This window comes from Peribacillus simplex, from assembly GCF_001542915.1.
GTDB classification, from domain to species: domain Bacteria; phylum Bacillota; class Bacilli; order Bacillales; family DSM-1321; genus Peribacillus; species Peribacillus simplex_B.
The window spans coordinates 601,732-614,784 of sequence record NZ_LNNH01000012.1; the positions used below are offsets into that span (position 1 = coordinate 601,732).

A 13,053-nucleotide genomic window follows, 5' to 3' on the forward strand; every position below is an offset into this window, starting at 1 on the left:
TTGTTGAACTCCTCTCTTCTATTATCATTATCATTATCGATAATGATAATGATAACTTTCAGATTAGAATATTGCAATAGCCATTCTCATTATTTATAATAAGAATCAAATCTAACTACTAACGAGGAGAACTGCATGGTCAATAAAGCTGAAGTTTTAATGCATCCGGTACGAATGAAGATTTCACAGGTTCTGATGAGAAACAAAGAACATGGCATGACTCCCCTGGAAATGGTAAAAATCATCGAAGGTGTACCTCAAGCAACTTTATATAGACATATACAAGCTATGTTGGATGCTGGGATCATTCGCGTCATTAACGAAAAAAAAGTGAAATCCGTATCCGAAAAATATTACGCTTTAAATGAAATGGAAGCGACAATCAAAGCAGAAGAATGGAAAAAAGCCTCAGCTGCAAAGAAGCTTGATTATGTTTCCCTTTATCAGTTATCAATTTTGACGCAATATCAAAATTATCTAAAGCAAGTGAAAGAACAAAAAGGCGAGGAAGATGGTGCAACATTCTCTATGGTGGAATTAAAGCTCGCTGAGGATCACTTTATGCAATTTCAAACTGAATTAAATGAATTGATGACAAAATACTACCATGCCTCTGGAAAAGAAAAAGATGCTCCTGTTCGGACAATTGCCGTTACCATTATCCCAGAAAGTTAATTTCCAATCCTCCAACTTCATGGATGAGTAATAATAAAAAAAAAGCATTGGTACGAGTACCAATGCTTTCATTGTAAAAAAGCCAGCCTTTAGAGCTTCACTCTTTGAAGGCGAAGCGCATTCAGAACGACTGATACGGAACTGAAGGCCATCGCAGCTCCCGCTAACCAAGGGGCAAGCAGCCCAATTGCCGCGATCGGTAATCCGATTACGTTATAGGCAAAGGCCCAGAACAGGTTTTGTTTAATATTCCGCATCGTTTTCCTGCTCATGAGCATTGCATCAGCAATACTGTTTAAATCACCGCGGATCAAGGTGATGTCCGCTGCCTCCATGGCTATGTCCGTGCCGGTTCCGATAGCCATGCCGATATCAGCCAACGCAAGCGCGGGTGCATCATTTATGCCATCACCGACCATCGCGACCTTTTTACCGGAGTCCTGGAGTTTTTTCACCTCTTCCGCCTTCCCTTCAGGAAGGACTTCGGCAATCACTTTGCCGATGCCCACTTGATTGCCGATGGCATTAGCTGTCGTTTGATTATCGCCGGTTATCATGATGACCTCGATATTCATCGCTTTTAACCTGGCAATCGCATCCAGCGAAGTTTCCTTGATCGTATCCGCAACAGCAATGATCCCTGCATAGTTTCCTTCAATGCTAGCAAGCATGGCTGTTTTTCCTTGCGCTTCAAATTCTTCCATCACTGCTTCCGCCGAAGCGATATCCACATTATTTCGCTTCATCAGTTTCCTCGTTCCAATCAATAGCCCATTTTGCTTCACGATCGCTTTCACCCCATAACCAGGTATCGCTTCAAACTCTTCAACGTCGGAAAGTGCTATCTTTCTTGCTTGAATTCCTTGGACGATTGCTTGGGCAAGTGGATGTTCAGATTGCTTTTCAGCTGAGGCGATTAGAGAGAGGAATTCTTCTTCCTCCATGCCATTCGCGACAATGACATCGGTCAGCATCGGGGTTCCATTCGTTACCGTACCCGTCTTATCCAAAATGACCGTACCGATATGATGCGTCGTTTCCAGGTGCTCCCCTGCTTTGAAGAGGATTCCGAATTCTGCAGCCCGCCCCGATCCTGCCATGATGGAAGTTGGCGTTGCCAAACCTAAAGCACAGGGACAGGCTATGACGAGCACCGCAATCATGGCTTCAAAAGCTGGTGTAAAGACGCCAGGGTTCACCCAAATGATCCAAACGAGGAAAGTTAAAAGGGCGATTCCGACAACGATAGGAACAAACACTCCGGAAATTTTGTCAGCAAGCCTCTGAATGGGAGCTTTCGAACCTTGAGCATCTTCAACGACTTTAATGATTTGGGAAAGAGCTGTATCCTTGCCTATCTTTGTTGCTCTCATTTTCAGATGACCATTTTTATTCAAAGTAGAACCAATCACATTAGCACCGATCGTTTTATCGACTGGAATGCTTTCTCCCGTTAACATGGACTCATCGACGGCTGAGTTCCCTTCGACCACTTCCCCATCTACAGGGATTTTTTCACCTGGCTTCACCAAAACGAGATCACCTACGAGTACTTCTTCAAGGGGGATTTCCCGCTCCTCTCCATTCCTTAACACCAAGGCTGTCTTTGCCTGGAGACCCATCAACTTTTTGATTGCCTCGGAAGAACGCCCTTTTGCTTTTGCTTCGAAAAGCTTCCCTAATAGAATGAGGGTAATCAGAATGGAACTTGTTTCGAAATAAAGCTGTGCCGTATGGTGATGGGAGCCAACCGAAATGATGGCTTGATAGACACTGTAAAAATAAGCAGCCGATGTACCCATTGCGACTAAAACATCCATATTGGCACTTTTATTTTTCAAGGCCTTATACGCCCCTACATAAAACTGCTTTCCTATGATGAATTGCACAGGTGTGGCGAATGCCATTTGCACCCAAGGATTCATGAGGAAATCAGGCATATAGATAAACGAAGTGAGCCTGAAATGACTCACCATCGCCCATAACAACGGAAACGATAAAATGATGGAAAAGATGAATGTATTCTTTTGCTTTTGAATTTCCTTTTGGCGGAAATCAATGGATTCCCTATTATCTTCCTTGATGATCGCTCCATACCCTAGCTTTTCGACTTTTTGTATGATATCAGCCGGAGTGATTTCGGAAGGTGTATATTCGACGGTTGCACTTTCGAGCGCCAGATTCACATTGGCCTTGCTCACGCCGCCCAATTTATTTACCCCTTTTTCAATTCGGGTTGCACAGGCAGCACAAGTCATGCCTGTAATCGTGAATTCCCTTTTCTCTTTTACGACATCGTAGCCAAGATCTTGAATTTTCATTTCAATATCGGAATCACTAACTATTGAAGCGTCGTATTTAATGACTGACTTCTCCAAAGCCAAATTAACGGTAGCTTCTTTGACGCCTTCCAGCCTGTTTAACCCTTTTTCAATTCGGTTAGCACAAGCAGCGCAAGTCATCCCTGAAATTTGCATACTTGTTTCTTTTATGGGATCGCCCATGTTATCCTCGCCTTTCCATACCACCATGGGGTATATTTTTTTGTAAAAAAGAAGTGCCCTAAAAGCACTCTCATGACTTACTCGACATCATACCCCTGATCATCAATCGTTTCTTTAATTTTTTCGAGTGATACTTTTCCATTCTCGAACGTTACATCCACTTTACCGGATTCCAAGTGCACCTTCACACTTTCCACACCTGCCAGTTTTCCTACATTCCCTTCCACTGCGCTGACACAATGCCCACAAGACATTCCACTAACATTCAATGTTACATTTTCCATACAAACCAACACTCCTTATTTTTTCATTAATTTTTGTATCGTAACTAGGACTTCATCTATGACCTCTGTATCTCCTTCATTCAGCCGATCCACGACACAATTTTTTAGATGCCCCTCCAACAAAATCTTGGCGACACTATTCATCGCGCTTTGAGTGGCCGCTATCTGAGTTATCACATCATCACAATACGTATCTTTTTCAATCAGACCCTTAATACCGCGAATTTGCCCCTCGATACGATTTAAGCGGGTCGTTAAATTCTTTTTTACTGCATCTGAGTGATGACTTTTACGGCCGTTGGAAATTGTCGTACAGCATTCTTGTTCATTTAGTGAATCTGGCCCATTTACCAATTCATCCATTGCCCATCCCTCCTCACACCTTAATATACCATACCCTCCTACCCTATGCAAAGAAAAGGTTTAGTGCTCATCATGATTACTTTTCGCTTTGTTACGTTTTCTATTCAAAAACTTTTTTTGGATGGTACAGGCTACCTGATTTTAAAGGAAAGACATTAACTCCAAGAACTCTTATTTAATACTTCCATGCGAGGATTGAAAAGTACAACCAAAGCAATATTGAAGGCGGATTTTATTAAGCCCCAAGTAGAATTTCCAATTACCAAATGAAAAGGGGATTTAATTAAAGTTAAGGTTTCTAACATTGGAATTTTTGATAAGTAGGAGAGGAGTTCCGATCGCGAGGCATATTGTGAGGACTAAGTTACTACAATTGGTTAATTTATCAAAAATTATAATGACTAAATAGGAAATAAGTAGTATACTAATAGTCGGTCTTTTAACAGATTTTTTGTAAAAACGGGAGTTTATTACTAGATATAGGTATTTATTTAGGTTTACTAGTAATACAAAAGGAGGAAATGTAATAGATTGGAAAATAACAATTAAGGGCAACCATAAGTAACATGTACCAATTCATATTCTCTTAAATAGTTAGAAAGAAAATATGTTAAGGCAGTCATCCTATTTTTATCTCTTGCTGAGCATGCCAATTTCCATACATATATTTACCTATTAATTGGATCACTTTTTAGTTTACAACTTAAAAGAATGTTCGCAGATACTGACTAAAGGAGAAAGCATGAAGAAATTATATCTAGTTTAAATGACATAGAAAAAGAAGAAAATGCTACAGCGGGCTTAGGAACGTATTAACTATGATAATTTCCATAGATAATAATTGGTGTTTAAATGGGCTATTCAATTATGCCGGTTTCTTTTTTATCATAATTCAACATGAAAGGAAATTCGTTACGATGTTTGAAAAATTTCTTAGGTTTACCCATAAAAATTGGAGATATATTCTCCCTGCCATTATCGCATTGTTTATTGGTTCATTGTTTGGCCCTTCTGTTGAAGAATATGATGCTGCTGTTCGTAAGAATACAGAGCTAGACAACAGGAATGAAGAAATGTCATTAAAAAATAGCCAATTGGAGGAAGAAAACACACAGCTTGAAGCTAAAGTGAAGGAAGCTGAACCGTTCTTTAAGTTAAAAGATGAAGAACGTAAAGAAAAAGAAGCGGAGCTAAAGAAAAAAGAAGAAGCTGCTAAGGCTAAGAAAGAAGCGGAGGAAAAAGCAGCGAGTGAAGCGGAAAAAAAGGCCCAAGAAGAAGCTGATCGAATAGCGGAAGAGAAAGAAAAGAAAGGGTATGACACAGGAATTACCTATGACCAATTAGCTAGAACTCCAGATGACTATATAGGTGAAAAAGTAAAATTCCATGGGACTGTTGTTCAAGTAATTGAAGGTGACGGTACAACTCAAATAAGATTTGCAGTTGGTGATGATTACGATACTATCCTTTATGCAGAGCTTGACTCTTCTATCGTTGACTCTCGAATTCTAGAAGATGATAAAATTACGATCATGGGATTATCAACCGGCTTGTTAACTTATGAATCAACTATGGGTGGAGATATTTCCATTCCTGGTATATCTATTGAAAAAGTAGAACGCTAATTTGCCTATTAATAAAGAATTATTTACAAACTAACAAACAACTTGGAGGAAATATTTTATGAATACAACATTATTAGCTAAACAAGGAATGACTGCTGAACAATTGGCAATGGTTCAATCCGAAGTAAATAGCAAGGCAAAATCAAAAGGAATTGCTTATGCTCTTTGGTGGTTCACAGGAGTTTGGGGCGGACATAGATTTTATGCCGGTAATACCGGTATGGGAATAGGAATGTTGCTAACTTTTGGTGGTCTTGGAATTTGGTCTTTATTCGACGTGTTTGCTATTGGTAAAGCAATTGAACGTAAAAATGAAGCTATGGAAATGGAAACTATCACTATGGTAAAAGCTCTGCAAAAAGTAAGTTCCAACCGAACAGAAGCTGAATCAGCTATTTAAAACAGAATAGTACGTTACATGAGAATATATGATAATCTATTAAACTCTATTGGATTACCTTATATTCTCTTTTTTATTACTAGATGACTCTACCATGAATTATTACATGTAAATTAATGAAATGAGACGTTAATCAAATTCCTTCTTACTTCTGTATGTATAATCTCCAACCGGGACCGCACATGATTGTGGACGTCTTATCCATCACCACCACTTTAACTTGTATTCCCCCAAGGGCGTCGAATATATGAAATCCTCAGATATGACATTTACCAGTAGTACTAAACTCCCTCTCTCATTTATTAGAGACAGCATTGATTTTCAGCTGACGCACCTGCTAAATAAACACATATCATACTGTTCATTATGTAGTTATTCCGTTTTAAGAACTCATCTTCTAATTTTAAAAAATTTTTATATTTCTTTTTTTAATGATTTTGTTTTTCTGGTAATGCCACTTAAATTCCCTTTTACTTTAGTATAATTATTTTGAATATCATAAATAAACCTTATCATTATTTTTTACTTCCACTGTGACTTGTTTATTCTATTTGTGTATACTAACAGGCATATAAGGTCAATCTTCTGAATTATGTTTCGATCATACTCCAACTATGTATAATCATTTATGTTAAAAACCATTTTTTTCCTACAATATGTTCCCTAAGGAATATTCATAGAAAAGGCTGACTCTGCAACCTTCCCAATTAAGAAAGTCACTTATTTTTGATAGAAAATTCACTACTGAATAGAAACACCCCACACATCTTCTCCATCATTTACATCTCCATCGGAAGATAACCGCGAGCATTTTCGTTCTTTACATACAGTTAGACGATGTTTTTTACAATTAATAAAACTATTGGCTATCCAATGAACCATTTCAGACATGGCTGCCTGACCATTATTTCTTTGCCAAAGATGGCGCAGGGCACATAAACAATATTTTCCACGTCTGTTTTAATATAAACTTTAGCAAGTGATACGGCTATTGACGGTACAAAGCTACGTTGCTGTTCCTTGACTTTCAGTGCTAATGCCTCTTCCCAGTATTCTCTGATAACACGTTTCAAACATACTTTCATGCATGTCAACACTACTCATAATCAGAACCTCTTAGTTACCTTCAATGATGATAGAGAGAACTAGCTTGTTCAACCAACTTCGATAGTTTATGATTGTCTAAACAAAAAAGCCTCCTTGGTTTGCTAATAATATTTTAAATACACCTTTTTCAAATGCGAACTTTCGAATAAAAAGCAGACATTCTATTAAGAAAATGTCTGCCTCAATTATTATTTATAACCCAATTTATTGAGCATGAATATACCGGCCCTCGATTTTTACGGTTATTGGAAAATCCGAAAGTCAGCCTTCTTCCTGGAAAGGGCTGGATACTCCTTCTATATAAATCACTCGCTCGAAGCGATACGATCCACCCACTTTGCTTGGTTTTAATTTGCCCTTTCGCTCTTTGGTTCAGAAGGTTCAGCAAAAGTTTGAAAAAAAAGGTTCCTTTCGGGAATGAGCGAAATTCCACTATTTTTTCATTACTACTTCATCAAGAGTCGGCAATGCAGAAATTGCTCCAATTTTCGTACACGTCAAGGCACCAACTTTGTTTGCAAAGGTCACCATTTCTTTTTGCTTATTGTAATCATTTAGAAAAATGGATAAATTTTCTTCGTTGGAAATCTGGTATAACAATGCTCCGATAAAAGCATCGCCTGCTCCTGTTGAATCAATGGACTTTACAGGGATACTTGAGATGATGGATTGCTCATCGCCATTTGAAACAAACGTTCCATTTTCACCTAATGTTACGGTAATCATTTTTGCACCTAACTGATGCAAGGATAACACCCCAGCTTTTACATCGTTTAGTCCGGATATAAGTTTTAATTCTTCTTCACTGACTTTTACTAGATCGGCCTTAGAGATGGCTCGTTTTGTTAATTCTACGAATTCATTTTCTCTGCCCTCCCAAAGATTTGCCCTGAAGTTTGGATCAAATGAGAGAAAGATACCTTTCTCTTTTGCGATCTTCATCAGGTTAAAATACGTTATGAGTACTGTACCTCCAAGCATGGCTGTAGCAGATCCAAAATGTAATACTTTTGCGGCCATTACTTTTTCAAGATTCAGCTCACCTATATTTAATTGTTCATCCGCTCCACGGAAAAAGACAAAATCTCTTTCACCATTAGCTTGAAGAGAGACGAATGCCATCGTAGTTTGAACCTGGTCATCTCTTGTAACCAGCGCAGTATCAACTTTCACTTCTTTCATCACATCAATAAGGAATGTGCCAAATGGATCACTCCCTACTTTACCTACTAATGCAGCATTTCCACCTAACTTTGCAATGGCAGCTGTCACATTCGCTGGAGCACCCCCTGCTCGCTTAACGAAGCTTGAACCGGCCTTTAAGTCCACATCGATATCCATGCAAAAGAAATCGATCAATAATTCCCCCACACAAACGACTAGATTATTTCCGCTCATCTATCCTCACTCCTCCCTTATACTTCTCAAAAATGAATTCAGTCATATTTCCACTGGACTGCATCGATTTTTGCTGTACCTTTTTCTGCAAAAAACTGAATACCCTGGCTTTCTTTTCTTGGAAATAAACGCGATGTAAACACCATTTCCCCATCATTCACAAACACTTCAATCGAAGAGGTATCCATGAAAATGTGAAAACGTATCTTGTTTTTCGAATAATGCTTTTGACGAATGGAACCATAGTCTTGCGCAAACGATAGACCTGCGTTTGTACGGTCAAGCACTACCTTTTGAGTTTCCGTATTAAGATAAAGTATCGTTTCTTCCCCTTTTCCAACACGCAACCTCAGTCCAGCTCTCTTTGCATTACCCACTTCAATTTCACCTATCATTTCAAAACAATCACCTGAAAGTTCACCCAGATCGCTTACTTCGTTACTCACATTCATGGCTGCCCGCGCTTCCTTTTTTCGTTTCTCTTTTAATTCACGAACAGGCTGCTGACAAAGAAGACCTTCCTTAATCGAAAGCTCTCTTGGTATGGTCAAACAATGTGCCCATCCTTCTGAATCAGTGGGATACTCTATTTCCGGCAACCCCATCCAACCAACAAGAAGCCGTCTGCCATCAGGAGATAACGTCGTTTGCGGTGCATAGAAATCAAAGCCGGCATCGAGTTCCTGAAAATCACCATGGTCGAAATGACCATTTTCAATATTTAAAGGCTTGCCTACCCACACGCCCGAATGATAAATATTGCGGTATGAATCACCTTCTGGCTTCAACCCTTGAGGGGAACATAATAGAATTCCATAATTTTGTAAGGGAAAGTAATCAGGACATTCCCACATATAGCCGAAATCCGTTTCTTTCGTTGCAATCTCTCCAAGCAGTGACCAAGCGATCAAATCATAGGATTGATAAAGAAGGACACAGCCTGTTACATTTTCACGTTGTGCTCCTACGACCATATAGAATTTGTCTTCCACCTGCCATACCTTCGGGTCCCTAAAATGCTCGGTATATCCATTTGGCTGTCTCTTAATGATAGGTACATCCCGCTTCGTTATTTTTCCATTCCTGTTCATGATCGCTAAACACTTTGAGGAATGGCGATTCCATTCTTCATCTCGTTTATTTCCCGTATAGAACAAATATAGAGAATTCTTATGCACAAAACCGCTTCCTGAATATATTCCGTGGCTTTCAAATGAAAGTTCTGGTTGTAAGGCTACCCCTTTGTTTTCCCACTCGACCAAATTAGCTGATTCTGTATGGAACCAGTGTTTCATCCCATGTACCGCGCCAAAAGGGAACCATTGATAAAATAAGTGGTAACGCCCTTTGAACCAAACAAAACCATTTGGATCGTTCAATAAACCATACATCGGCTGAATATGATATTTTTGCCGCCACGGACTGGCTGATACGCACCTTTCCAGCTTCAGACGTTCCTCCGCAGTCATACTTTCATACGTACGATAGCGTGCTTCTTGTGTCCATTCCATCGTTATTTACCTCCAAAACCGAAAATTAATAAAAACGAGCTGCTAAAGCAACTCGTTTTTTAGCGATTATTTATTTCATTCTATAAAGATTACAAGCTTTTATTAAATTTTGTTTTAGACAGGAGGATGGTTATCGAAAAGGATGCAATCAGAGAAATACTTACTGCTATTAAAAAGTTTATAACATCACCAGCTTGGACAGTAACAAAACCAATAATACCAGCCGGTCCGGGGGCTACATTTGTGATATGGGCAAAAGCTGCATAAGCACATCCTAATGCAGAACCTATCATTGCTGCGTAGAAAGGGTATTTCAATTTAAGATTCACACCAAACATCGCCGGTTCTGTAATCCCTAACAAAGCTGATATACCTGAAGATACTGCTATACTTTTCAGTTTTTTATCCTTTGAAAGCAGCATGGCTGCAAATGTTGCTCCTCCTTGAGCGACGTTGTTACTGGCTACAAGGGCAAGCAAGAATGAACCACCTCCTGCAATCAGCTGGATATCAACAGGGAGAAGACTGTGATGCATACCTGTCAATGTTAGCGGTGCCATGATAAATCCAAAAATAGCACCTCCAAACATGCCTAATGTATCATAGATCCAAACCAACCCATCAGCCAATAAGTCTCCTGCCGACCTCATGATTCCGCCTACGACCGTAAAGGTAAGAAAGCTTGTAATAAAAACAGCCAATAAAGGTGTCAATAAGTTATCTAGAGCGGATGGAATGATTTTACGTAAATTCTTCTCGATCCATGCCAAAATGAATGACGCGGCCAGGACCGGGAATACGGTTCCCTGATATCCTACCTTTTCAATGGTTAAGCCAAAAACATTCCAGACCGGTACAGTATTTTTAAGAACCGCCTCGCCATATCCATAAGCATTCAACAAATCGGGATGTACCATTATCATCCCAATAACTGCACCTAAATAAGGATTCCCCCCAAACATTCTCGTAGCTGAAAAACCGATTAAGATCGGCAGGAAAACAAAAGCAGCATTGGCAAAAATATTGATCATGTTGGCAAAGTCGGTCATTTGCGGGTAAATGTCCATTAAGGATTTACCGTCAAAGAATAATCCCTTAGAGGTTAACACATTGTTTATTCCCATCAGAAGACCAGCCGCTACAAGGGCAGGGATGATTGGAACGAATATATCTGACAGAAGTTTCACAAGCTTTTGAAGCGGATTCATTTTTTTGTCTGCTTCTTTTTTAACCTCTGCTTTAGTCGATTCGGTAATATTAGCTAATTTAATTAGTGAATTATAAACCTCATTTACTGTTCCGGCACCTATTATAATTTGATATTGGCCAGAATTACTGAATTGGCCTTTTACTAATTCGACATGTAATAAATCTTCCGAATTTACGACTGATTCGTCTTTTAAAACTAAACGTAGCCGAGTTGCGCAATGCGCCGCGCTCAGTATATTTTCAGAACCGCCGATAATATCCAATATTTGTTGAGCATTTTCTTCTATTTTGTTGTTCACTTTCTTCAAGCCTCCCCTTCACTTATTTCATAGATAATTGCCTCATACGGCCGTAACTTTATATTCTTGATATCTGAACCAGAGTCAATATAATTACTTATTAATATTTCTACTTCTGAATGATGAGTAATCGGATAGCAAAACTCTTTTTCATGCTCATAAAAGTTACAAACAATTAAGAGCTTCTTATTCTTTAAAATCCGTTCATACGCATAAATACTTTTATCCTCGGAATCAAGAAGCTTATAAGATCCATACACAAGCGTATTATTGTGCTTCCTCAGCTTAATTAGTTGTTGATAGTGAAAGAAGATGGAATTTGAATCATTTAGGGCGTTTTCAACATTAATAGAAGTGTAATTAGGATTGACTTTCATCCATGGTTTACCTTCGGAAAAACCTGCATGCTTGTCATCAGACCACTGCATCGGGGTCCTGGCATTGTCTCTTGCTTTCATATAAAACGATTTCATTATTTCTTCTTCATTAAAACCTGCAGCCATTCGTTCTTTATAGATATTTTGAGTTTCAATGTCAATATAATCTTCAATGGAGGTAAAAGCTGCATTAGTCATGCCAATTTCCTCACCTTGATAAATATACGGAGTACCTTTCATACCGTGTAAAAGCGTTGCCAACATTTTTGCTGACTCTACCCTATATTCACGGTCATTCCCCCATCTGGAGACAATCCGCGGTAAGTCATGATTATTCCAAAATAGGCTATTCCACCCCTCTTGATCAAGAGCGTATTGCCATTTACTTAACACGTTTTTTAACTCTACTAATTCCAACTTCCTTAAATCCCATCTTTGTTTCCCTGGTACCTTATCTAATTGCATATGTTCAAATTGAAAGACCATATTTAATTCTTTTCTTTTAGGATCAGAGTATAATTTAGCATTCTCCGTTGTGACTCCCCATGTTTCCCCGACTGTGAGTAAATCATGGTTTCCGAAAGTATTTCTATACATGTCTTGCAAATAATCATGTAATTTGGAACCGTTTTCTTTTATTAGATGATCAGGGTCTTTCCCGATTAAATCGATTACATCCATGCGGAAGCCACTTATGCCTTTATCTATCCAGAAATTCATCATGTCCCATATACTATTTCTCATTTCTGCATTCTCCCAATTCAAATCAGGTTGCTGTTTGCTATAGAAATGTAAATAATACTGGTTTGTATTTTCATCATATTCCCAAGCTGATCCACCAAAATTGGATTTTAGTTCATTTGGCTCCTGACCATTCACCGGATCGCGCCAAATGTAGTAATCTCTATTTGGATTATCTTTCGATTTTTTCGCTTCAACGAACCAAGGATGCTGATCTGAAGTGTGGTTCACTACTAGATCCATAATGATTTTTATACCTCTTTTTTCACTTTCCAGTAGCAATTCATTCATATTTTGCATCGTGCCGAATTCAGATAAAATGCAATAGTAATCACTAATATCGTAACCATTATCTACATTGGGAGATTCATAAACGGGGCTCAGCCAAATAACATCGATCCCCAATTTTTCCAAATAATCTAATTTGAGTATGATCCCTTCTATATCGCCAATTCCGTCACCGTTACTATCATAAAAGCTTCGAGGATAGATTTGATAAATGACATTTTTATGCCACCACTTTTGTTGATTTTCTTTCACTTTTTTTCTCCCCTTTGTAA

At 38.7% G+C, this 13,053-nt stretch carries 10 protein-coding genes and 1 pseudogene; 3 read left to right on the forward strand and 8 right to left on the reverse strand.

Translation table 11 applies throughout. The features are described from left to right. Nucleotides 1-135 precede the first annotated feature (135 nt). Nucleotides 136-675, forward strand: coding sequence for a helix-turn-helix domain-containing protein (locus AS888_RS07975; RefSeq protein ID WP_061141611.1), 540 nt, complete (start codon nucleotides 136-138; stop codon nucleotides 673-675). Nucleotides 676-764: 89 nt separating this feature from the next. On the opposite strand, the gene AS888_RS07980 is transcribed toward AS888_RS07975, so the two are convergent. The 3 genes from AS888_RS07980 to AS888_RS07990 form a co-directional block, all read right to left on the reverse strand. Beyond that, the gene (locus AS888_RS07980) at nucleotides 765-3,179 is read right to left on the reverse strand and encodes a heavy metal translocating P-type ATPase (protein ID WP_061141612.1); all 2,415 of its coding nucleotides are present in this window, start codon (nucleotides 3,177-3,179) and stop codon (nucleotides 765-767) included. Between the two features lie 77 nt (nucleotides 3,180-3,256). Beyond that, nucleotides 3,257-3,463, reverse strand: a complete 207-nt coding sequence (gene copZ, locus AS888_RS07985) for a copper chaperone CopZ (RefSeq protein ID WP_061141613.1) — start codon at nucleotides 3,461-3,463, stop codon at nucleotides 3,257-3,259. Nucleotides 3,464-3,478: 15 nt separating this feature from the next. Further along, nucleotides 3,479-3,826 carry a metal-sensitive transcriptional regulator gene (locus tag AS888_RS07990; protein ID WP_061141614.1) on the reverse strand — a complete coding sequence of 116 codons (348 nt, stop codon included), beginning with the start codon at nucleotides 3,824-3,826 and terminating at the stop codon, nucleotides 3,479-3,481. 917 nt (nucleotides 3,827-4,743) lie between these two features. Between AS888_RS07990 and AS888_RS07995 the strand changes: the two genes are divergently transcribed. After that, nucleotides 4,744-5,451 (forward strand): hypothetical protein, encoded by a 708-nt coding sequence (locus AS888_RS07995; protein ID WP_061141837.1) that lies wholly within the window; start codon nucleotides 4,744-4,746, stop codon nucleotides 5,449-5,451. Between the two features lie 58 nt (nucleotides 5,452-5,509). Then, nucleotides 5,510-5,851: a TM2 domain-containing protein gene (locus tag AS888_RS08000; RefSeq protein WP_061141615.1), complete on the forward strand. Its 342-nt coding sequence runs from the start codon at nucleotides 5,510-5,512 to the stop codon at nucleotides 5,849-5,851. A 741-nt stretch (nucleotides 5,852-6,592) separates the two neighbouring features. On the opposite strand, the pseudogene AS888_RS27120 reads toward AS888_RS08000, so the two are convergent. The 5 genes and pseudogenes from AS888_RS27120 to AS888_RS08025 form a co-directional block, all read right to left on the reverse strand. Beyond that, nucleotides 6,593-6,936, reverse strand: a pseudogene (locus tag AS888_RS27120) (hypothetical protein). A gap of 454 nt (nucleotides 6,937-7,390) precedes the next feature. Beyond that, the gene (locus AS888_RS08010) at nucleotides 7,391-8,356 is read right to left on the reverse strand and encodes a carbohydrate kinase family protein (protein ID WP_061141617.1); all 966 of its coding nucleotides are present in this window, start codon (nucleotides 8,354-8,356) and stop codon (nucleotides 7,391-7,393) included. Between the two features lie 38 nt (nucleotides 8,357-8,394). Continuing rightward, a complete protein-coding gene (locus AS888_RS08015; RefSeq protein ID WP_061141618.1) occupies nucleotides 8,395-9,867 on the reverse strand; it encodes a glycoside hydrolase family 32 protein in 1,473 nt (490 codons plus the stop codon). 89 nt (nucleotides 9,868-9,956) lie between these two features. Continuing rightward, nucleotides 9,957-11,375: a sucrose-specific PTS transporter subunit IIBC gene (locus AS888_RS08020; protein WP_061141838.1), complete on the reverse strand. Its 1,419-nt coding sequence runs from the start codon at nucleotides 11,373-11,375 to the stop codon at nucleotides 9,957-9,959. A 5-nt stretch (nucleotides 11,376-11,380) separates the two neighbouring features. Beyond that, nucleotides 11,381-13,033: a glycoside hydrolase family 13 protein gene (locus AS888_RS08025; RefSeq protein WP_061141619.1), complete on the reverse strand. Its 1,653-nt coding sequence runs from the start codon at nucleotides 13,031-13,033 to the stop codon at nucleotides 11,381-11,383. Nucleotides 13,034-13,053: the final 20 nt, after the last annotated feature.

What these genes read in the sequence shown, in the direction of transcription:
- AS888_RS07975 (WP_061141611.1), top strand. Translation starts at nt 136, where the DNA reads ATGGTCAATAAAGCTGAAGTTTTAATGCATCCGGTACGAATGAAGATT.
- AS888_RS07980 (WP_061141612.1), bottom strand. Translation starts at nt 3,179, where the DNA reads ATGGGCGATCCCATAAAAGAAACAAGTATGCAAATTTCAGGGATGACT.
- copZ (WP_061141613.1), bottom strand. Translation starts at nt 3,463, where the DNA reads ATGGAAAATGTAACATTGAATGTTAGTGGAATGTCTTGTGGGCATTGT.
- AS888_RS07990 (WP_061141614.1), bottom strand. Translation starts at nt 3,826, where the DNA reads ATGGATGAATTGGTAAATGGGCCAGATTCACTAAATGAACAAGAATGC.
- AS888_RS07995 (WP_061141837.1), top strand. Translation starts at nt 4,744, where the DNA reads ATGTTTGAAAAATTTCTTAGGTTTACCCATAAAAATTGGAGATATATT.
- AS888_RS08000 (WP_061141615.1), top strand. Translation starts at nt 5,510, where the DNA reads ATGAATACAACATTATTAGCTAAACAAGGAATGACTGCTGAACAATTG.
- AS888_RS08010 (WP_061141617.1), bottom strand. Translation starts at nt 8,356, where the DNA reads ATGAGCGGAAATAATCTAGTCGTTTGTGTGGGGGAATTATTGATCGAT.
- AS888_RS08015 (WP_061141618.1), bottom strand. Translation starts at nt 9,867, where the DNA reads ATGGAATGGACACAAGAAGCACGCTATCGTACGTATGAAAGTATGACT.